This window comes from Gemmatimonadales bacterium (assembly GCA_041390145.1).
GTDB lineage: Bacteria > Gemmatimonadota > Gemmatimonadetes > Gemmatimonadales > GWC2-71-9 > SPDF01.
On record JAWKQM010000020.1, the window covers coordinates 1 to 19,370 of the forward strand.

The 19,370-nt window shown below is 69.7% G+C and carries 18 protein-coding genes and 1 tRNA gene; 9 read left to right on the forward strand and 10 right to left on the reverse strand.

Going from position 1 to position 19,370, the window contains the following annotated elements; translation table 11 throughout:
- The coding region (locus tag R2910_13620) for a hypothetical protein (GenBank protein MEZ4414023.1) at nucleotides 1-234 on the forward strand (234 nt) is incomplete at its 5' end.
- A 96-nt stretch (nucleotides 235-330) separates the two neighbouring features.
- On the opposite strand, the gene R2910_13625 is transcribed toward R2910_13620, so the two are convergent.
- The 9 genes from R2910_13625 to R2910_13665 all read right to left on the reverse strand — a co-directional run bounded on the left by R2910_13625 (nucleotide 331) and on the right by R2910_13665 (nucleotide 9,112).
- On the reverse strand, nucleotides 331-2,382 hold the full coding sequence (locus R2910_13625) for a sodium-translocating pyrophosphatase (GenBank protein ID MEZ4414024.1): 2,052 nt from the start codon (nucleotides 2,380-2,382) through the stop codon (nucleotides 331-333).
- Nucleotides 2,383-2,952, reverse strand: coding sequence for an aminoacyl-tRNA hydrolase (gene pth, locus R2910_13630; GenBank protein ID MEZ4414025.1), 570 nt, complete (start codon nucleotides 2,950-2,952; stop codon nucleotides 2,383-2,385).
- A 4-nt stretch (nucleotides 2,953-2,956) separates the two neighbouring features.
- Nucleotides 2,957-3,616, reverse strand: a complete 660-nt coding sequence (locus tag R2910_13635) for a 50S ribosomal protein L25 (protein ID MEZ4414026.1) — start codon at nucleotides 3,614-3,616, stop codon at nucleotides 2,957-2,959.
- A 40-nt stretch (nucleotides 3,617-3,656) separates the two neighbouring features.
- Nucleotides 3,657-4,610, reverse strand: a complete 954-nt coding sequence (locus R2910_13640) for a ribose-phosphate pyrophosphokinase (GenBank protein MEZ4414027.1) — start codon at nucleotides 4,608-4,610, stop codon at nucleotides 3,657-3,659.
- Nucleotides 4,611-4,686: 76 nt separating this feature from the next.
- Nucleotides 4,687-4,757, reverse strand: a tRNA-Gln gene (locus R2910_13645).
- A gap of 60 nt (nucleotides 4,758-4,817) precedes the next feature.
- Nucleotides 4,818-5,678: a 4-(cytidine 5'-diphospho)-2-C-methyl-D-erythritol kinase gene (gene ispE / locus R2910_13650; GenBank protein ID MEZ4414028.1), complete on the reverse strand. Its 861-nt coding sequence runs from the start codon at nucleotides 5,676-5,678 to the stop codon at nucleotides 4,818-4,820.
- A complete protein-coding gene (locus R2910_13655; protein MEZ4414029.1) occupies nucleotides 5,671-6,690 on the reverse strand; it encodes a lysylphosphatidylglycerol synthase transmembrane domain-containing protein in 1,020 nt (339 codons plus the stop codon). Before R2910_13655 ends, ispE begins: the two co-directional genes overlap by 8 nt.
- Nucleotides 6,687-8,345: a hypothetical protein gene (locus tag R2910_13660; protein MEZ4414030.1), complete on the reverse strand. Its 1,659-nt coding sequence runs from the start codon at nucleotides 8,343-8,345 to the stop codon at nucleotides 6,687-6,689. Before R2910_13660 ends, R2910_13655 begins: the two co-directional genes overlap by 4 nt.
- Nucleotides 8,346-8,356: 11 nt before the next feature.
- Nucleotides 8,357-9,112 carry a pyridoxine 5'-phosphate synthase gene (locus R2910_13665; protein MEZ4414031.1) on the reverse strand — a complete coding sequence of 252 codons (756 nt, stop codon included), beginning with the start codon at nucleotides 9,110-9,112 and terminating at the stop codon, nucleotides 8,357-8,359.
- A gap of 61 nt (nucleotides 9,113-9,173) precedes the next feature.
- Between R2910_13665 and R2910_13670 the strand changes: the two genes are divergently transcribed.
- Nucleotides 9,174-9,632 carry a hypothetical protein gene (locus R2910_13670; GenBank protein ID MEZ4414032.1) on the forward strand — a complete coding sequence of 153 codons (459 nt, stop codon included), beginning with the start codon at nucleotides 9,174-9,176 and terminating at the stop codon, nucleotides 9,630-9,632.
- Between the two features lie 21 nt (nucleotides 9,633-9,653).
- Here the strand turns inward: R2910_13670 and mce are convergent, their stop codons facing one another.
- A complete protein-coding gene (gene mce, locus R2910_13675; GenBank protein MEZ4414033.1) occupies nucleotides 9,654-10,049 on the reverse strand; it encodes a methylmalonyl-CoA epimerase in 396 nt (131 codons plus the stop codon).
- Between the two features lie 91 nt (nucleotides 10,050-10,140).
- On the opposite strand from mce, the gene trxA reads away from it, so the two are divergent.
- Genes trxA through R2910_13710 form a run of 7 tightly spaced genes read left to right on the forward strand, consistent with a single transcriptional unit; the run spans nucleotide 10,141 to nucleotide 19,369 of the window.
- On the forward strand, nucleotides 10,141-10,473 hold the full coding sequence (gene trxA / locus R2910_13680) for a thioredoxin (protein MEZ4414034.1): 333 nt from the start codon (nucleotides 10,141-10,143) through the stop codon (nucleotides 10,471-10,473).
- A gap of 51 nt (nucleotides 10,474-10,524) precedes the next feature.
- Nucleotides 10,525-11,541: a hypothetical protein gene (locus R2910_13685; protein MEZ4414035.1), complete on the forward strand. Its 1,017-nt coding sequence runs from the start codon at nucleotides 10,525-10,527 to the stop codon at nucleotides 11,539-11,541.
- A gap of 20 nt (nucleotides 11,542-11,561) precedes the next feature.
- The gene (gene rsmI, locus R2910_13690) at nucleotides 11,562-12,374 is read left to right on the forward strand and encodes a 16S rRNA (cytidine(1402)-2'-O)-methyltransferase (GenBank protein MEZ4414036.1); all 813 of its coding nucleotides are present in this window, start codon (nucleotides 11,562-11,564) and stop codon (nucleotides 12,372-12,374) included.
- Complete coding sequence (locus tag R2910_13695; GenBank protein ID MEZ4414037.1) at nucleotides 12,371-13,066, forward strand: DUF4159 domain-containing protein; 696 nt, start codon at nucleotides 12,371-12,373, stop codon at nucleotides 13,064-13,066. Before rsmI ends, R2910_13695 begins: the two co-directional genes overlap by 4 nt.
- Complete coding sequence (locus R2910_13700) at nucleotides 13,063-16,350, forward strand: DUF4175 family protein (protein ID MEZ4414038.1); 3,288 nt, start codon at nucleotides 13,063-13,065, stop codon at nucleotides 16,348-16,350. Before R2910_13695 ends, R2910_13700 begins: the two co-directional genes overlap by 4 nt.
- The gene (locus R2910_13705; protein MEZ4414039.1) at nucleotides 16,347-18,071 is read left to right on the forward strand and encodes a hypothetical protein; all 1,725 of its coding nucleotides are present in this window, start codon (nucleotides 16,347-16,349) and stop codon (nucleotides 18,069-18,071) included. The genes R2910_13700 and R2910_13705 overlap by 4 nt, the downstream gene beginning before the upstream one ends.
- Complete coding sequence (locus R2910_13710; protein MEZ4414040.1) at nucleotides 18,071-19,369, forward strand: hypothetical protein; 1,299 nt, start codon at nucleotides 18,071-18,073, stop codon at nucleotides 19,367-19,369. The genes R2910_13705 and R2910_13710 overlap by 1 nt, the downstream gene beginning before the upstream one ends.
- Nucleotide 19,370 lies beyond the last annotated feature (1 nt).

Genomic DNA, 19,370 nt, shown 5'->3' on the forward strand with positions numbered 1-19,370 from the left:
GTGGTGACCCTCGGCGAGGCAGGGGTGTCCATGGAGGACATCCTGGTGCACGACGAGACCAACCGGACGCTCGCCGGGATGCTGGCCGCGCTCGCCTCGCCGTTCCCGGTCGCCCTGGGCGTCCTTTACGCCGATCCGGTCCAGAGCTACACGGCGGCGGTCTACGGGAAGCAGCCGACCGGCACACCCGATATCAAGGCGCTGCTGAATCAGGGGAAGACCTGGACGGTCTAGGGCGGGGCCGCTAGGCAGCGGGGCGGGGAGACGGTCAAAAGAAAACGGGCGCACGATTGTGCGCCCGTTCTCTATTTTGCCTCCCTGCCTCCCTGCCTACCTCGCCAGGCTGGCAAACCACGGCGCCAGCACCAGACTCACCACGCTCATCAGCTTGATGAGGATGTTCATGGCCGGGCCGGAGGTGTCCTTGAACGGATCGCCGACGGTGTCGCCGACCACGGCGGCCTTGTGCTGTTCGCTGCCCTTGCCGCCGTGGGCGCCACCCTCGATGTACTTCTTGGCGTTGTCCCACGCACCACCGGCATTGGCCATGAAGAGCGCGAGCAGGACGCCGGTGACGGTGGCGCCGGCCAGGAGCCCGCCCAGCGTCTCGACGCCGAGGAAGGCGCCGACCAGCACGGGCACCGCCACGGCCGTGACGCCTGGGATGATCATCTCACGGAGCGCCGCCTTGGTCGAAATATCGACGCACCGCGCGCTGTCGGGCTTGGCGGTGCCTTCCATGAGGCCGGGAATCTCGCGGAACTGGCGGCGGACCTCCTCCACCATGCCCTGCGCGGCGCGACCGACGGCGGTCATCGTGAGCGAGCCCATGACGAAGGGCAGGGTACCACCGATGAACATGCCGATGACCACCATCGGATTCAGGATGTCGAGCCGGAGCACTTCGCCCGGGGGGGCGACGGCGGTGGCAAAGGCGGTGAAGAGGGCCAGGGCGGTCAGCGCCGCGGATCCGATGGCGAAGCCCTTGCCGATGGCGGCGGTCGTGTTGCCGAGGGCGTCGAGGCCGTCGGTAATCTTCCGGACGTCGGGGCCGAGGCCGCTCATCTCGGAGATGCCGCCGGCGTTGTCGGCGATCGGACCGTAGGCGTCCACCGTCATCGTGACGCCCACGGTGGCGAGCATGCCGACCGCGGCGATGGCGATGCCGTAGAGGTCGGCGGCCCAGTAGGACACGTAGATGGCGCCGCCGATGAGGAGGATCGGCAGGAGCGTGGAGATCATGCCGACCGAGAGGCCGGCAATGATGTTGGTGGCGGCGCCGGTGTTCGAGGCCTGCGCAATGTCCCGCACCGGCTTCCCGGAGGTGTAGTACTCGGTGACGGCGCCGATGGCGATGCCGCTGACAGTGCCGGCGAGCACGGCGTAGAAGGCGCCGAGCGCGGGCCGACCGTCCATACCGAGGGCCAGGTGATCGACGAGCCACCAGGCGGCGACGAGGAAGAGCCCGGCGGCGATCAGGGTGGTGTTGCGGAGCGCGTTGGCCGGGTCGCCATGCTCGAGGAGCCGCATCGCGGCGATGCCGACGATCGACGCGACGAGGCCGGCCAGGATCATCAGGATCGGGAGGGCGATGGCGTTCATCCGGAACATGTCGGGGATGGCGGCGCTGGTGGCGGCGAGGGCGATCGTGGCGATGACGGCGCCGACGTAGCTCTCGAAGATGTCGGCGCCCATGCCGGCCACGTCGCCGACGTTGTCGCCCACGTTGTCCGCGATGGTGGCGGGATTGCGCGGGTCGTCCTCGGGGATCCCGGCCTCGACCTTGCCCACGAGGTCGGCGCCGACGTCCGCCGCCTTGGTGTAGATGCCGCCGCCGACCCGCGCAAAGAGCGCGATCGACGAGGCACCCATCGCGAAGCCGGAGAGGATCTCGGTGAACGCACTGAAGCCGAGCATGTCCGCGGTGGCGGGGTCGAGCACCAGCCAGGTGACGGTCCCGATGCCGATCAGGCCGAGGGAGGCCACGGCCAGGCCCATCACCGCGCCGCCGTTATAGGCCAGGAAGAGCGCCTTCGCCTGGCCGACGGTGCGCGCCGCCTCGGAGGTGCGGACGTTCGCCTTGGTGGCCGCCTTCATCCCGAAGAGGCCGGCGAAGATCGAGCAGACGCCGCCGAACAGGTAGGTGCCAGCGGTCCACGGGCCGATCGCCCAGTAGAGGAGGCCGGCGACCACCAGGAGGAAGGGGGCCAGGGCGGTGTATTCCCGCCGCAGGAACGCCATCGCGCCGTCTTCGATCAGCGTGGCGATGTTCTGCATCGCCTCGGTGCCGCGGGGCTGCCGACGCAGGTAGAGATAGATCGTCATCGCGATCAGGAGCCCGGAGAAGCCGCCGGCCATCGCGAGCACAGGAAAATTCAACACTCAGCCTCCGTTATATCGGTTCATGGCTGGTTCGATGCCTTCCGCCAGCCAACACTCCACCGCCTCAGCCATCGGGTCGAGCAGGTCCGTCAACAGCGTCCACTCATCGCCGGTAAACCGGTCGAGGACGAAGTCCGCCAGGTCGCGGCCGTCGGGGGGCAGGGGCCCGACGCCGATCCGGAGTCGGGCGTAGTCCTGACGCATCAGTGCCCCCTCGATGCTCTTCAGGCCGTTGTGTCCCCCGGCCGAGCCGGCCCCCCGGAGCCGAAACCGGCCGGCCGGAAGCGCCACATCGTCGACCAGCACCAGCAGGTCCTGCGCCGGGTCGAACCCCGGAAACGCACGGAGCGGGGCGAGTGCCGCCCCGCTCCGGTTCATGTAGGTGGTCGGCTTGATCAGCCGGATGTCCGTCCCGTCGCGCTGGCCCCCGGCCTCGCGGGCCCGTTCCGCACGGCGGAACGCGCCGAAGCCCCAGCGCCGCGCCAGGTGATCGGCCAGGATGAACCCCGCGTTGTGCCGGGTCTGCTCGTATTCGGGACCCGGGTTGCCGAGTCCGAGGATGGCGCGCAGGGCGTCACTCCTTGTCGTCGTCCTCGTCGTCCTCGCCCTTCGGCTTCCGGATCAACTCGGGCTCGGCGGTGGCGTCCTCTTCGACGGCCGCGGCGACTTCCTCGACCCGCGGCGCGACGACCGTGCAGATCGCGACGTTCTCGTCGTCGAGGATTTCACCCGTGGGCAGGACGAGGTCGCGCACGAAGATCGAGTGGCCGATGGCGAGGTTGGTCACGTCGACGTCGATCGACGCCGGGATGTCGCCCGGCAGCACGCGGATTTCGACGTCACGGTGCACGAAGTCGAGCACGCCGCCGAAGTTCCGGACGCCGTCCGGCACGCCGGTGAGGTGGATGGCCACCCGCACGTCCACTTCCTCGTCAGCGTGGATCTCATAGAGGTCGAGATGCACGATGGTCGAGGAGCGCAGGGCGTGGCGCTGCAGGTCGCGCAGCAGCGCCTTGACCGGGGCGCGGCCGTCGACGGTCACGTCCAGGATGGTGCTGGCCGTCATGGTCGGCAGGAGCCGGGAGAGGTCGCCGGCGTCGATGGCGAGGGACTCCGGTTCGCGGCCGTGGCCGTAAATGACCGCCGGCACCTGGCCCGCGCGACGGAGCGCACGGGCGGCTCCGGTTCCAGTCTGAGGGCGGGAGGCCGCCGCAAGATTCACCTGTTGTGCCATAGTCCGATCCTTCGAGGTAATGGGCGCCGACGCGGCGCCCTCAATCAAACAGCGAGCTGACCGACTGGTCGCTGTGGGTGTAGCCGATCGCCTTGGCCAGCAGGCCGGCGATCGACAGGACGGTCAACTGCTTGAACATCCGCTCCGGCGGAATGGCGATCGTGTTCGTGACCACCACTTCCTTGACACCCGAGGTCGAGAGCCGTTCGACAGCCGGCCCGGACAGCAGCGCGTGCGTCGCGCAGCAGTAGACATCGTTGGCGCCGAGGCGCTTCAGCGCGCGCACCGCTTCGGACATGGTGCCGGCCGTGTCGATCATGTCGTCCGGAATGACGCAATCCCGGTCCTTCACTTCACCGACGACGTTGACCACTTCCGCGATGTTGGCCGACGGCCGCCGCTTGTCGATGATGGCGAGCGTCGCGTTCAGCCGCTTGGCAAACCCGCGGGCCATCTTGGCCGAGCCGACGTCGGGCGCCACCACCACCGGATCCTTCAGGCGCTTCTGCCGGAAGTGATTCACGAAGGCCGGCGCCGCGTACAGGTGGTCGACCGGGATATCGAAGAATCCCTGCATCTGGTGCTGATGGAAGTCCATGCCCAGCACCCGGTCTGCCCCGGCCATCGTGACCATGTTCGCCACCAGCCGCGCGCTGATGGCCACCCGCGGCTGGTCCTTCCGATCCTGCCGGGCATACCCGAAGTAGGGGATGACCGGGGTGACCCGCGCCGCGCTGGCCCGTTTGGCGGCGTCCATCAGGAGCAGCAGCTCCATCAGGTTGTCGGCCGGCGGGTTCGTGGGCTGGATGATGTAGACGTCCCGGCCACGCACATTCTCGTCGATCTTGACGAAGATCTCGCCGTCGGCAAACCGCTTGGCGGTCACCTTGCACAGCGGTTGACCCAGATGCTGCGCCACCTCCTCGGCGAGCGGCCGGTTGGCCGTGCCACTGAGGAGCAACAGTTGGCTGCGTTCGAGCGATATCGACGCCATATAGCCCTCAAATCTAACCGGGCGAACTGGGGAGAGTCAACTCGTGCGGGGACAACAGGATCGGCGCGCGTGAGGATTGGCCCTGGTGGATTCGAACCACCATTCGCAGATCCAAAGTCTGCTGTCCTGCCATTGGACGAAGGGCCAGCGAAAACAAAGGTAAAGCATTGCAGCGGCAGGAGAAAGGACCGAGGGTCGAGGCGGCCTTCAGCCGGCGGTCGCCTCGATCAGCGCGCCGTGCTTCCGCCCCAGCATCATGACGGCGTCGGTGCGGTCGGTCGTGTTTCGGTACACGGCCAGGAAGGCCGATCCGGAGCCCGTCAGCCTGCAGAGCAGGGGCCGGGTGCCCGCCAGGGCCTCGAACGCCGCCTTGAGGGTCGGCCGCCGGGCAAAGAGCGCGGACTCGAAGTCGTTCCCGGCCATCCGCGCGATGTCGCCCCACCCCCGCAACGCGTCGAGGTCGAGTGCCAGCCCACCGCGCCGGGTGGACGCTGTGCCCTGGTCTATCAAGGCGTATGCCTCCGCCGTCGGCATCCCCTCCGCCGGCACCAGCAACAGCGCGGGAGCCGCCGGCAGCGGGGGCAGCCGTAGCAGCCGCTCGCCATGTCCCCACGCCAGCGCCAGGCGCGCTTCGCTCAGGAAGAACGGCACATCGCTGCCGAGCTTCGCGGCAAATTGGAGCAGTTCGTGCCGGGGGACGGCGTTCCCGGCCAGCTGATTCGTGAGCACCAGCGCCGCGGCCGCGTCGCTCGACCCGCCGCCGAGTCCCGCCTGCATCGGAATCCGCTTGTCGAGGGTCAGGTGCACGCCGAACCGGCGGCCGGTCGCCTGCAGGACCATCTCCGCCGCGCGGACCGCCAGGTTCTTCTCCGGTGGGCCGACATCGGCGCCGCGGACCTCAATGCTGACTGCATCGCCGGCGCGGCGCTCGGCCGTCAATTCGTCGGCAAGGTCCAGCAGGCAGAAGAGGGTCTCGAGTCCGTGGTATCCGGTCGACTCTCTGGCGAGGACCCGCAGAAAGAGGTTGGCCTTGGCGGGAGCGCGCATCTGGAGCGGTGCGTCAGGCATCGGGCGGCGCCTCGCGCGCCGTGGCTCCGAGTCCGAGCCCGGTCTTGGTGGCGGACCAGACGCCCAGCACGGTGATCGGGATGAAGGTGGTGATGTGGTAGCCGACCGCGTACGCCACCGCCTGGCTCGCGCCAATCCCGTAGAGCGCGAGGACCGCCGTGATAGCCGCCTCGAACGGCCCGACATATCCGGGCGCCGATGGCACGGCAATCCCAAAGGCGAGCACCCCCTGGAGGACGACCGCGCCGGTGTAGTTCACCGGCAGGTCGAACGCCAGAAAGGCGAGATAGAAGGAGAGGGCGTTCACCAGCCAAAGCACCACCGACCAGATGATCACCCCGGCGAGCCGCGTCGGGGACTGCAGCACGGCGAGGCCCTGGCGGATGCCCTCGATGACCTCGATCAGCCGCAGTGCCATCCGGTCCGACGGGATGACCCTGCGCACCACGCGCTCCGCGATCCGGGGAAACGCCACCACCAGCCCGGCGCAGGCCAGCGCGGCCAATGCGAGGAGCCCGGCGGTGGTCGCGACCCGCTGGACGGGAATCCCCGCCACCGAGAGTCCCGCGGGCATCCCCGGCAGCAGCAACGCCACGGCCAGGAGGCCGACAACCGTGAGCGCGTCGAACACGCGCTCGACGGCCACCGATGCGAGCGAGGTGGTCAGCCGGGCGCCGGTCAGCCGGCTGGCCGCGACCGTGCGCACGACTTCCCCGGCGCGGAAGGGGAGGAGGTTGTTGGCGGCGAAGCCCATCGCAATCGCGTGCCAGAGCGGCGTCCATGGATAGGGGTCGCCGTTCTCCCGGCGGAGCAGGAGGCGCCAGCGGAAGAGCCGCAGGGGGAAGAGGGAGGTGGCCACGAGGACGGCGGCGAGAAGCCACCCGAGCCGGACGGCGCGCAGGTACCCGAGCGCCTCCGCAAGGTCTACGTCACGAAAGGCCCACCAGAGGAGCAGGGCAGAGAGGGTGACGGCGAGCACGAGCTGCCACACCCGGTGACGCGATCCGTTCAAGCGGATTTCTCGAGCGCCAGCGGGACGAGGTCGAGCAACTCGTCAAGGAGGGGGCGGATGCTGCCCAGCTGCGCACCAGTGCGGAGGAGATCGGACAGATCACGGCGCACGTCGTCGGCGCGGCGCAGGGCGGCGTCGCCGCGGTACAGGAGGGTGCCGATCTCGACGGCCTCCTCGGCCTGAACGGGTGCGGCGGGCGGCGTCGCCACGGGAGGCACCGAGGTTCGCGCCATGCCGTTCCCCGACGTCCGTCCCCGTGCACCGCTGAGACGCGCATAGGTGAGGAAGCTCCCGGCGAGAGAGGCGTCTTCTGTCGCCTCGGCGGGCAGCAACTCCTCCGATTCGGCGCTCGGGGCCAACTCCTCGACGGGGATGATGTCGTCGTCAGGGGCGAGGGACTCAATCGGCACGATGTCGTCCGGGGCCTGACCAAGGATGGCCGCCAACCCCGCGAGCTCCGTCGATGCCCGCTCCGGATCGCTCCGCGGCCCGAGCCCCCGAATCAGGGTGCCGGCAGAGCGGAGTGCGGCGGCAAAGCCTCCGGGATCGCCGGCGGCGCTGCCACTGACGATGGCCAGGCGGACGGCCTGTGCAAAGGTGTCGAGTCCGTGGCCGATCGTCGCGGCCGCGGAGAGGCGAGGGGACTCGAGCGCACCGGTCAGGTTGTAGAGGCGAAGGTCGCGCTGCGTGTCGGACTCCACCCGCTCGAGTTCGTCCGCCGCATGCACCAGGAACTCGCCGTGGGTCAGCAGTTCGACGGACCCGAGGGTGACGGCGGAGGGCTGATCCGGCGGCGTGCCCGCCTGGACGATGCTCGGCTGGCCCTCGGGGCAGAGGGTCTCGATGCCGACGACATCGCGATCATCGGCCAGGCGGCGGATGAGCAGGGCCGCGAAGTGGCGGGACTCGGTGGCATCGGGCTCGGGGCGACCCTGATCGGCGACATCCCGCGAGGCGCGGGTGAGCGCCTGCGCGGCCGCTTCGAACACCTCGCTCACCCCGCTCGGGGGAGCGGCGGCCCGCAGCAGGTCGCCAACAGCCATTTCCAAGCTGTCGAGCAGTTCGGGGAGTGGCGCCAGGTCGGTGAGGGCCGCGAGCCCCCGCAGCGACTGCATTCGCTTCAGGATATTGTGGAGCGGATCGCGCGCGGCCGGGTCGGCGTCGAGGGCGCGCGCTGCGCGGTCGAGGGCGCTGGCCACCAGGGCGCCTTCGCGGGCCACGAATGCCCGGACCCCGGCGTTCAGTTCGCCCCGGCTCCGGGTCGGCGGGCGGCTGCCCTCCGGGGGGCGGCCGCTGATGGATTCGAGCGAGCGGGAGAGTCGGTCGGCGCGCGCGGTGTCGTCGGGAGTCCACTCCCGGGCCTGCCGGACGAGGCGCTTCAGGTCGTCGACCGATTGCCCGACGACCTCGGCCAGGGCGGAGTCCCACACACAGGCGCCGTCCTGGTAGGCACGCGCCACCCCTTCGAGCGCGCCCGCTGCACGGGTGATCTCCGGCTGATTGGCCATCAGCGCCGAGCCGCGCAGGGCGCGGGCATAGCGGACAAACTCCTGGGGAGGCGGGCCACCGTCGGCAGCCGCCAGCCGGGCGAGCCGCTCGAGGTACTCGCCGGCCTCCAGTGCGAAGAAGTCAGTCGGGCCGAGGGGGTTGGGCATGTCGAACCAAGTTAGGGTGTGCGGCGTTCCCGGGAAAGGTTTGGGGGCCGGACTTCGCCCACCAACCGCTTCATCTCCCGGACCGCCTGCTCCATGCCGTCGAAGAGGGCCCGGCTTACGATGCTGTGGCCAATGTTCAGTTCCTCGATCTCGGGAACCGAGGCGACGTCCTGCACGTTCAGGTAGGTGAGCCCATGGCCGGCGTGGACGAACAGCCCGAGGTCGCGGGCGTGGCGCGCGGCAGTACGAAGCGCGTCGAGCGCGGCAGGGCCCTCGCGCCAGTGGTGGGCGTACTCGCCGGTATGGAGTTCGATGGCCGGGACGCCGAGGTCCTTGGCGGCGTCGATCACGTCGAGGGACGGGTCGATGAAGAGGCTCACCCGGCAGCCCGCCTCGTCGAGCCGACGGATCGCGTTCCGGAGCCGGGCGTCCCGGGAGCTGACCAGGAGCCCCCCCTCGGTGGTGACCTCCTCGCGGCGCTCCGGGACGAGGGTCACCTGGTGGGGACGGAGGCGGCAGGCCAGGGCGACGATCTCGTCGGTCAGGGCCAGTTCAAAGTTGAGCGGGGCGGGGAGTTGCTCGGCAATTGCGACCACGTCCGCGTCCTGGATGTGCCGGCGATCCTCGCGGAGATGCACGGTGATGCCGTCGGCCCCGCCCGCCATCGCAGCGCGTGCCGCGGCGAGTGGCTCGGGCTCGTCGGTCCGCCGCGCCTCGCGGACCGTGGCGACGTGGTCGATGTTGACGTACAGCCTGAGTGGCGTCATTGCTCGCACTCCGCGCGCGGTTTACGTTTGAGGCAGTCCACTTTCACAAGGCGGAACGCCCGTGACACTGCGCTGGATTCCCTGTGTACTGCTCGTCGCCGCCTGCGCTGGCGGCAGTGGCGGCGGCACCGGCACCCCGATGTCGAACCGCTCGCCGGAGACGACCGTCAAGGCGTTTCTCTCCGCGGCCCGGGACACCAACCTGACGCTCATGGCGACCTATTGGGGCGGCTCCGCCGGCCCGGCCGCCACGAGCAAGCAGCCGCCGGACTACGAGAAGCGCATCCGGGTGCTGCAGAAGTACCTGACCAACGACTCGGCCAAGGTGGTCGGCCTCGGAACGGTGGACGGGCACTCGGACCAGGTCATGGTGACGATGCGCATGTACGTGGGCAAGTGCCAGAACGCCGTGCCGTTCATCGTCGGGAAGTGGAAGGACCAGTACCTGGTCCAGAACGTGGACGTCACGATGGCGGCCACGCCGGGCAGGCCGTGCGACGACCAGGGCAACCCGATGTAGGTTCACCCGCCCCGGCATTGGTCACTCGGTGAGCTCGATGAGGATGCCGGCGGTGGACTTGGGGTGAAGGAAGGCAATCCGGCAGCCGCCCGCACCCGTCCGCGGCGTCTCGTCGACCAGGCGGTAGCCGGCCGCACGAGCCTGGCGCAGGGCGATATCGAGGTCGGGTACGCGATAGCAGACGTGGTGGATGCCGGGACCGCGGCGCGCGATGAATTTTGCGATAGGGGATTCGGCGTCCCGCGCCTCGAGCAGTTCGACCTCCGACTCGCCGAAGGGCAGCGAGACGATGGTGGCGCCGTCGGCGACCTCGGGCGGGTGAGGCGCCACGCCGAGGACGTCGCGATAGAATTGCAGGGCCTCGTCGAGGTTTTCGACCGCGATCCCGATATGGGCGATGCGAGGGGCATCCGGCACGGAGACTCCGGCGTGGCAGGTTAGTTGGACTCAACTTAACTCCGGGGTGCGCGACCGCGCATCCCGCCGTACTCTGAGAGGGTGGACGCACATGGGGCAGAACACGATTGACGTAACCGAGAGCACCTTCGCCTCCGAAGTGGAACAGCACAAGGGACTGGTGCTGGTGGATTTCTGGGCCGCCTGGTGCGGACCGTGCCAGGTCATTGCGCCGTCGCTGGAGCAGCTCGCCGTGGAGTACACCGGCAAGGTCCGGATCACCAAGCTGGATGTCGATGCGAACCAGCGGGTGGCGGCACGGTTCAACATCCGGTCGATTCCGGCGCTGCTCTTCTTCAAGGACGGAAAGCATGTGGACACCGTGATCGGCGCGGTGCCCAAGCCGGCCATTGCATCGAAGATTCAGCACCACCTCGCGGCGTAGGGCGCCGCGTCCCGGGCCGCCCAGCCGGGCGGCCCGTCCCGCCGAGGGTCTATGCGCGTCAGCGGTACCCGTCTGCTTCACTCCGCCATCCGGCTGAGCGACGTCGCGTTTCCGGCGTCGGACACTCTGCTTGCGCGCACCCGGCTCATCTATCTCCATCTCGACAACCTCCTCTCCTTTGCCAAGCGCGACCGCGACGGGAAGGTGGACGCCTACTTCCTCGGGTATCTCCCCGACGAGCTGATCCTCCTGTTCTTCCGGGAGGGGGAGTTGGTGACGGCCACCGGCATCGGTGCCGGCCAGCGTTCGGTGCTCCCCATCGCCGAAGCGGTGCGCCGCCTCAAGGCCGATCCGGAGCGGGCCGAGGCGGCCTATTGTGCGGCCCCGCTGGCCCAGCTGGAGTGGATGTACCAGGCGTGTGCCGCGCCAGCGGAGCCGTGGGTCGTCGATTCGAAGCATCCCGAGCTGATTTTTCCCCGCGTGGTCGAAGAGTCGCTGACCGGTGGCCTCGAAATCATCTCGAATGGCCGGGTCAACTACCTGCAGTTCGATCGGGGGAAGTTTACCGGCGGATATTTCTATGCGCGGCCCGAGTCAATGCCGCTGCCGGCCTATATCGAGGGGATCTTCCAGCCCGACGCCGAGGGGATCCGGCCCGCGCTCTCCGTCTGCGGAGTGCCGCCAACAGCCGGGCTCCCGGCGCAGGCGCTGCCGTCACAAGTGCGTATGTACCGGGAACTCTTCACCCGAATTTCTGCGGCCCTGGAGGCGGAGCTCCCCGGTGACGGCCTGCGCCGGGTGGATCGGGTCACGGAACGCCTGCTGCCCGGCCACGCGGCACTCGCGCATCTCCTCCCGTCCAACGGCGGGGATCCCTCGATGGTGGCCACTCCCGCCAGTGACCTGACCGCGGATCTGGCCGCCTGGACCGGGGCGCTCCTGACCGAGGTCGAGGTCGTCTCTCCCGGGTCGGGGCCGCAGATCCTCCAGCAGACGACGCGGGAACAGCGCCATCTCCTGCAGGCGGCGGGCTTTTATTCGCATTTTCCCTGGAGCCTCACCTGGTAATTCCCGGAACGCTCTACGTTGTGGCTACCCCCCTCGGACACCTCGGAGACCTGACCACCCGCGCCATCGACATCCTGCGGGCGGTCGACGTGGTCGCCGCCGAGGACACCCGGCGGAGCCGCACGCTGCTGCAGCATATCGGCGCGACACCGAGGTTGATCAGCGTGCACGCCCATACCGAGGCGAGCCACGTGGCTCCCATCCTCGCCCTGCTCGAGGCGGGTCAGGCGGTCGCGCTCGTCACCGACGCCGGCACTCCCGGAATCAGCGACCCGGGTGCCAGGCTGGTGGCCGGGGTGCGCGCTGCGGGTCGGCCGGTCGTCCCCATTCCCGGACCGTCCGCGGTCGCCACCGCGCTCTCCGCGGCGGGACTGCCGGCGGACCGGTATCTCTTCCTGGGGTTTCCGGCCCGGAAGGGTCGGGAGCGGCGCGAGGAGCTGGCGCGCGCCGCGGCCGAACCGTGGACCGTCGTGTTCTACGAGGCGCCACCCCGGCTGGTGGCGCTGTTGCGCGACCTCGCGGAGCTCTGCGGAGCGGAGCGGCGGGCGGTGGTCGCCCGGGAACTGACCAAGCTCCACGAGGAATTCCGCGAAGGCACCCTCGCGGAGCTGGCGGCGTGGTATGCGTCGCACCCGCCGAAGGGCGAAATCACCCTGGTCCTCGCCGGCGCCCTGACCGGACCGGAGTCCGCGCCCGACCTGGAGGCCATCCGGGTCGACGCCGCGGCGCTCCTGGCCGAGGGGCTGAGTCGGAAGGATGTGGTCCGCCGATTGACGGAATCGAGCGGGCTCGGCCGTAATGAAGTGTATCGCCTGGTCATGGAGCTCCCGTGAAATCGTTCAGGCTCCCGCAGCGGAGCCTTCGCCTGCTGATATTCGCCCTGTGCTCCCTGTCCGGGGCCGCCACGCTCGGCGCCCAGGAGGAGTCGGGCATTGTCATCGGTCGGCTCCATTACGACGGCGGCGGCGACTGGTACGCGAACCCCTCGAGCCTGCCCAACCTGCTCGCGGCGGTGCGGGCCCGCACCGACCTGCAGACCGCCGCGCGGGAACGGGTGGTCACCCTCTCCTCACCGACGCTCTGGGACGTGCCGTACCTCTACATGACGGGGCACGGCAACGTGCGCTTCAGCGACGAGGATCTCGTCACCCTCCGGCGGTATCTGTTGCAGGGGGGCTTCCTCCACGCCGACGACAATTACGGCATGGACGAGTCGTTCCGGCGTGAGATCGCTCGCCTCTTTCCCGACCGTCCGCTGGAAGAGGTGCCGCTCGACCATCCGATATACAACCTCGTATACCAGTTCCCGCGCGGTGTGCCCAAGATCCACGAGCACGACGGAAAGCCAGCACAGGGGTTCGGCATCTTTCTCGACGGCCGGCTGGCGGTCTTCTACACCTACCAGTCTGACTTGGGCGATGGATGGGAAGACCCCGACGTCCACAAGGATGATCCGGCCGTCCGGGAGTCCGCGCTTCGCATGGGCGTGAATCTCGTGGCCTACGCCGTGGGGACGGGGCAGTGATTCGCGATGCGACCCGGGCCGCGCTCGAACGACTCGTCGCCCCCCTCGCCCGGCGGGCGATGACCGGCGGCGGGGCGCTCGTGCTCGGTGCGGTGCTCCTCGTGCTGGGAGCGGCAGCCTGGCTGGCACGGCTCGGCGTGGTCGAGTCGCTCTGGTGGGTGCCGACCGCCTGGTTCGCTGCGGTCACGGTGGCGGTCGCGGTGGCGTACCTCCTGGTCCGACGCGCGCAGGAGCTTCGCGTGCCCGCGCTGGCCCGGCGCCTGGAATTTGAGGGTGGGTGGCGGCTTGGCGCGCTGACGGGCATGCTCGCCGACGCGGCCGATGGGGGCAGCGCGGATCTCCACCTTGCCGCCGACAACGCTGCGGCGTCGGACCTCGACTCCCGTGGCCCCATCGCGCTGGCTCCCCTGACCGCGCGGATCCGGCAATCCAACCGGGTGGCGCTGATCGCCCTGGTGCTCGGGGTGGTGGGGCTGGTCGGGGCGGGGCCTGGGCGCGCCCCGGTGCGCATGCTCTGGCACCCGGCGAATGCCCTGGCCCTCGCCACGGGCGCGGTGCGGGTCGACGCCTCCGAACTGGCGGTCAATCGCGGCGAGGAGGTCGCGCTTCGGTTGCGGGCCCCCGGACGCCGCTCCGCCACGCTTTGGAGTCGCGCGCCAGGGGAAACGTGGCAAGCCGAGGAGGTGGCACTCGACTCACTCGGTGAAGCGACGATCAGTTCCGGCCCACTGACCGCCGATCTCTTCGTCCGCGCGACCAGCGGTGGGCGCACCTCCGACACGCTGCATGTGACGGTGCGGATGCCGGCCTTTCTCGGGTCGGTGACCGTGACCGCGCAGTATCCCCGGTACCTCGGCCTCGAGGACGAGTCGCTCACCTTCGGCCCCGATTCGATTGTCCTTCCCGAGGGGACGAGGCTGGTGGTGGAGGGCGAGGCCACGGCGCCGCTCACCACAGCGGAACTGGTGGGCCCCCGGGCGGCGGTCTCGCTCGACGTTGCCGGCGGCCGGTTCAGCGGGCGCACGGTTCCGCTGGCATCGGGCGCCTATCGGCTGGCCCTGACGACCGAGAGCGGTACCCCGCTCGCGGGCAATGACGGCGCGCTTCAACTGTTGATCGCGCCGGACAGCGCGCCGGCCGTCAACATCCCGGTGCCCGGGGCGGACACCCTTGCTCCACTCGGACTTCGGGTGCCGATGGTCGTCGATGCGCGCGATGACCACGGCGTGACCTCGCTCGCCATCGTGAGCCGACGGATCAGCCGGTTCGGGACGGAAGATCCGGAACGACGGGACCTGATCCCGGTGCCGGAGGGTGCGCCCGACCGTCTCATCGTCCCCTATCTGTTCGATCTCGAGGGCCGGTCGCTGCTGCCCGGCGACACCGTGCGCTACTACGCGATCGCCGTCGACAACGCGCCGAGTGGACGGACGGGGCGGTCGCGCGAGTATGTGCTTCGTCTGCCGACCATGGCGGAAGTACGTGCCGCGGAACGTGCGGCCACCGAATCGGTCGGGGCGCAACTCGATTCCCTGGCGGCGGCCAGCAAGCAACTGCAGCGGCAGACCGAAGACCTCTCGCGCGAGGCGTCGCGCTCGACCTCGGAGCAATCGGGCCGCCGTGAGGCGGCTCCGATGTCGTTCGAAGAGGCGAAGCGGGCCGAGGCCGTGGCGCGCCAACAGGAAGCGCTGGTCCGCCAGGCCGAGGAGACGCGGGCAGCCATCGAGGACCTCCAGCGCGCCGCGGCGGAGACCGGGACCCAGGATCCCGAGTTCCAGCGCCGGATGCAGGAGATCGCCGAGCAGCTCGACCGGGCGCTGACCCCGGAAATGCGCCAACAGCTCGAGGAGTTGCGGCAGGCGCTGAGCCAGCTGGATGCGGCCCGGTCGCGGCAGGCGCTTGAGGACCTGGCCGAGGCGCAGCGCCAACTCAAGGAAGCGCTGGAGCGGAGCCAGAAACTGTTCGAGCGCGCCGCCATGGAAGGGGAGATGGCGAACCTGGAGGCCGAGGCGCGCGACCTTGAGCAGGAACAGAGTCGCTGGAATGACGCAGTGGACCAGGCCGACGCGGCACGGAGCGCCGAGCAGGAGGAGGCGCTGGCGGAGCGCGCCGATTCGCTCGCGTCCGCGCTCATGAAGGCGGCACAGAACCTGGACCAGATGCAGCAGGGCGAGCAGGCGGACCGGATGGAGGCGTCGGCAGACGCGGCGACCGAGGCGGCGCAGCAGATGGACCAGGCTGCCGCCTCGGCGAAGGAGGGGAAGCCGCAGGCCGCCAGGCAGCAGGGGAAGCAGGCTGAGCAGAAGCTGCAGTCGCTTGGCAAGACGCTGGAAGAGCAGCGAAAGGATGTGCAGGGTGAGTGGAAGGCGGAGGTGGTGGCCGCGATCGACCAGATGATGGCTGAGACCAGCCGGCTGGCCGACCGGCAACTCGCCATCACCGAGGCGCTGCGAAATGGTGAGTCTCCGTCCACCTTCAGGGCCCAGCAGGCCGCGGTGGAGGAGGGGGTTGAGAAGTTGACGGAGCAGTACAAAGAGGTGTCGGGGGAAAATGCGCTGGTGCCCCCCCAGATCGGGGCGACGCTGGAAGCCGCCAGGCGGCAGATGCAGGCGGCGCTCGACGCACTGTCGACGGCAGTACCCGGCCAGCGTGACGCCACCGGGCGCGCGGGGGAGGCGGTCGACGCCCTCAACGCCGCGGCCTACCAGATGTCTCGCGCGCGGGGTGACGTCTCGGGGTCCGGCTCCGGCTCCGGGCTTGCCGAGGCGATGGCGCGAATGAAGCAGATGGCGCAGCAGCAGGGACAGCTGAGCCAGCAGGGCGCCCAGATGCTGCCGATGGTGGGGAACGGGTCGATGCAGGAGCAGATTCGGCAGCTTTCCGAGCAGCAGCGGGCACTCGCCGAGCAGTTGGAGCGACTCCGCGCGGAGACACAATCCGAAGGGGCAGGGGAACTCGCGGGAGAGGCGCGCGACCTGGCGCGCCAGCTGGAAGCCGGACGACTCGACAAGCGGACCGTGGAGCGGCAGGAACGACTCTTCCGCCGCATGCTGGACGCCGGGCGGACGCTGCAGGGCGAGGAGCAGGACGACCAGAAGGAGCGGCAGAGCACCACCGGCAGCCAGGACGAGGTCCGACTGCCCCCGGCACTGCGAACCCAGTTGGAAGACGACGGCGGGCGGGTGCGTTTGCCGACCTGGGAGCAGCTCCAGGGGCTCTCGCCGGAGGACCGGCGCATGGTCCTCGAGTACTTCAGGCGCCTGACCGAGCGACCGGCACCGTGAAGCGCGCACTCCTGGTGTTGCTCCTTTTGGTCGGGATGTCGGGGCAGGCAGCCGGGCAGACCGAGGCGATGACGCGTGCCTACGAGCTGGAGCGACGCAGCGACTTCGCGGCGGCGGCCACCGCCTACGCGCAGATCCTGCGGCAGTATCCCGACAACCTTTCCGCGCTCCTCGGGCTCGAGCGCTCCCTCGTGCCGTTGCGCCGGGAAGCGGAGCTGGCGTTGCCTGCGGAAGCGTTGCTGGCGAGCAACCCGGCGATCACGGCCGCCTATTCCATTGCGATGCGCGGCTGGGCCGCAGCCAACCGTCCCGACAGCGTGGCGAGCGTGGCGCGGCGATGGGCATCGATGGAGCCGGGGAGCGAGGTGCCCTATCGGGAATGGGGGAACACCCTGCTCAGCCAGCGGGACGGGAACGGCGCCCGCCGGGCGTACCTGACGGGGCGCGAGCAGCTGGGCGATCCGGCGGCCCTGGCAGGCGAGATCGCGTTGCTCGCGGCGGCGCAGAACAACTGGGAGGAAGCGGCGCGGGAGTGGGCACTCGCCATGGACCGGTATCCCGGGTACCGCCTTACCGCGCGCAACGCCTTGCTCCGGGCACCACAGGCCGAACAGGAGCGGATCCTCCGGCAGCTCGCCAAGGGCACGCCCGCCGCACGGCGCCTGGGAGCGGAACTCACCATCCAATGGGGGCAACCCGCCGCGGCGTACGCGCAACTGATGAGCAGCCTGCCGGAAGGGCAGCCGCAGACGGTCGATGCGTTACGGCAGTTTCTCGACGCGGCCCGCGGAGTCGGGGGCCCCGAGGCGGCGACGGTGCGCGGCCAGGCCCTCGAGCAGCTCGCCGACCGGACCAGCGGCAGCGGCGCCTCGCGACTCCGACTCGAGGCCGCCCGGTCCTACGCCGACGGCGGGGACGCTCCATCCGCACGGCGGATGCTCGGCACCCTCGCCAGCGACGGCAGCACACCGCCCGACATGGCCGCCAGTGCGGCCGCTACCCTCGTGACGGTGCTCGTGCGGGAAGGGCAGGTGGATGAGGCGCAGCGGCAGCTCGACAACCTGCGGCAGAATCTCGGCGAGGAGAACGCGGAGCGACTTACGCTCCAGGTGGCCGAGGGGTGGATCCAGCAGGGCAACCTCGAGCGCGCGGAGGCGGTCCTGGCCAGCGACAGCACCGTCGAGGCGCTGGCGGTGAGCGGCCGCATTCGCCTCTATCGAGGCGACCTGGCCGGCGCATCTACCGCGCTACGCTCGGCAGGCCCCTTTGCGGGCACGCGGGAGGAAGCGACGGCGCGCACCGCCTTGCTCACGCTCATCCAGCCGATCGAGGCGGACTCGCTGCCGGCGCTCGGCTCGGCACTCTTCACCCTGGCCCGCGGCGATTCCGCCGCGGCAGTGGCGGAGCTGCTGCAGGTCGCGGATGGACTTCCGCCGGCGGCGGGTGGCGCCGAGCTCCGCCTCCTCGCCGGCCGCATCGAGTTGGCTCGGGGTCGGACCGACGACGCGGAGCGCCTGCTCCGGAGCGCCGCCGACTCCTCGGCTCCAGCGACCGCGCCAGCCGCCGAACTAGTCTTGGCGCGCCTGTTCCTTTCGCTCGACCGGCGCGACGAGGCGGTGGCACTGCTCGAACACCTGATCCTGACCTATCCCGGCAGCGCAGCCGTGCCGCAGGCACGCAGGGTCCTCGACGCCGCCCGCGGCGGCATCCCGGAGAGTTGATGCGACGACGTGATTTCCTGTGGAGCGCCGGCAGCGCCTGTGCGGCGGCTCCCTTTCTTTCCCTGGGCAGGGCCCCGGGCTGGCTCGCGCCCTGGCTCCTGATCCCGATGGACGATGCCCAGGCCGACCACCTCAAGGCGTACGGCGTGGTGTTCCGGCTGCTGGAGCGTGGCGGTCGCGCTGAATGGTTCCTGAACTACCGCGACGGGGCGTTCCTGGTGCCGTCCGACCAGGTGACGGCGCGCGACGCGGCGCTGGCCGGCGTCACCACGGAACCGCTGGACGACGGCGCGCTGCTGGGGATTCGCGCCGAGATCCAGATGGGCAACATGGAGGCCGTCCCGCTCGAGAAGGCGCCGAAGGTGGCCGTCTACGCGCCGCCGAACGCCGCGCCGTGGGACGATGCCGTGACGATGGCGCTGCGCTATGCCGGCGTCAATTTCGACAAGGTCTGGGACCCGGAGGTGCTCACGCCGGGCAATACCGGCCTGGCGCGGTACGACTGGCTCCATCTGCACCACGAGGACTTTACGGGGCAGTACTCCAAGTTCTATCTCACGTACGCCGGTGCCCCCTGGCTCACCGAGATGGTCGAGCGGAACACCGCCATGGCGCGCGCCTTCGGATTTCCGAACGTGCCGGCGGAAAAGCGCGCCGTCGCCGAGGCGATCTCGGCGTACGTGCACCAGGGGGGCTTCCTCTTCGCGATGTGCGCCGCCACGGAGACGCTCGATCTGGCGCTGGCCGGTGCGGGCGTGGACATCGCCGCGGCGTATGCGGACCAGACACCGATGGACCCCAACGCGACGGCCAAGATGGACTGGAGTCGCGCCCTCGCGTTCCAGGACGCCCGGCTCGAGTTGAGCCCCACCGTGTCGCAATTCTCGGATATCGACGGCCACGAGGTCAACTCGCTGAGCCGGCGTCAGCAACTGGGGAGTTTCCGGACGTTCGCCTTCAGCGCCAAGATCGATCCGGTGGCGACGATGCTGGTCCAGAACCATCGGGAGACGATTCCCGATTTTTACGGTCTGACCACGTCGTTCCGCAAGAGCCGCATCAAGCCCGGGGTCACCATCCTGGCCGACGAGCCGGGCGCGCCGTGGGCCAAGTATCTTCATGGTGAGCATGGACAGGGCACCTGGACTTTTTATGGCGGCCACGACCCCGAAGATCCCCAGCACCAGATCGGGGATGCGCCGACCGACCTGTCCCTGCATCCCCATTCGCCGGGCTATCGCCTGATCCTGAACAACGTGCTTTTTCCTGCGGCCAAGAAGAAAGAACTGAAGACGTGAG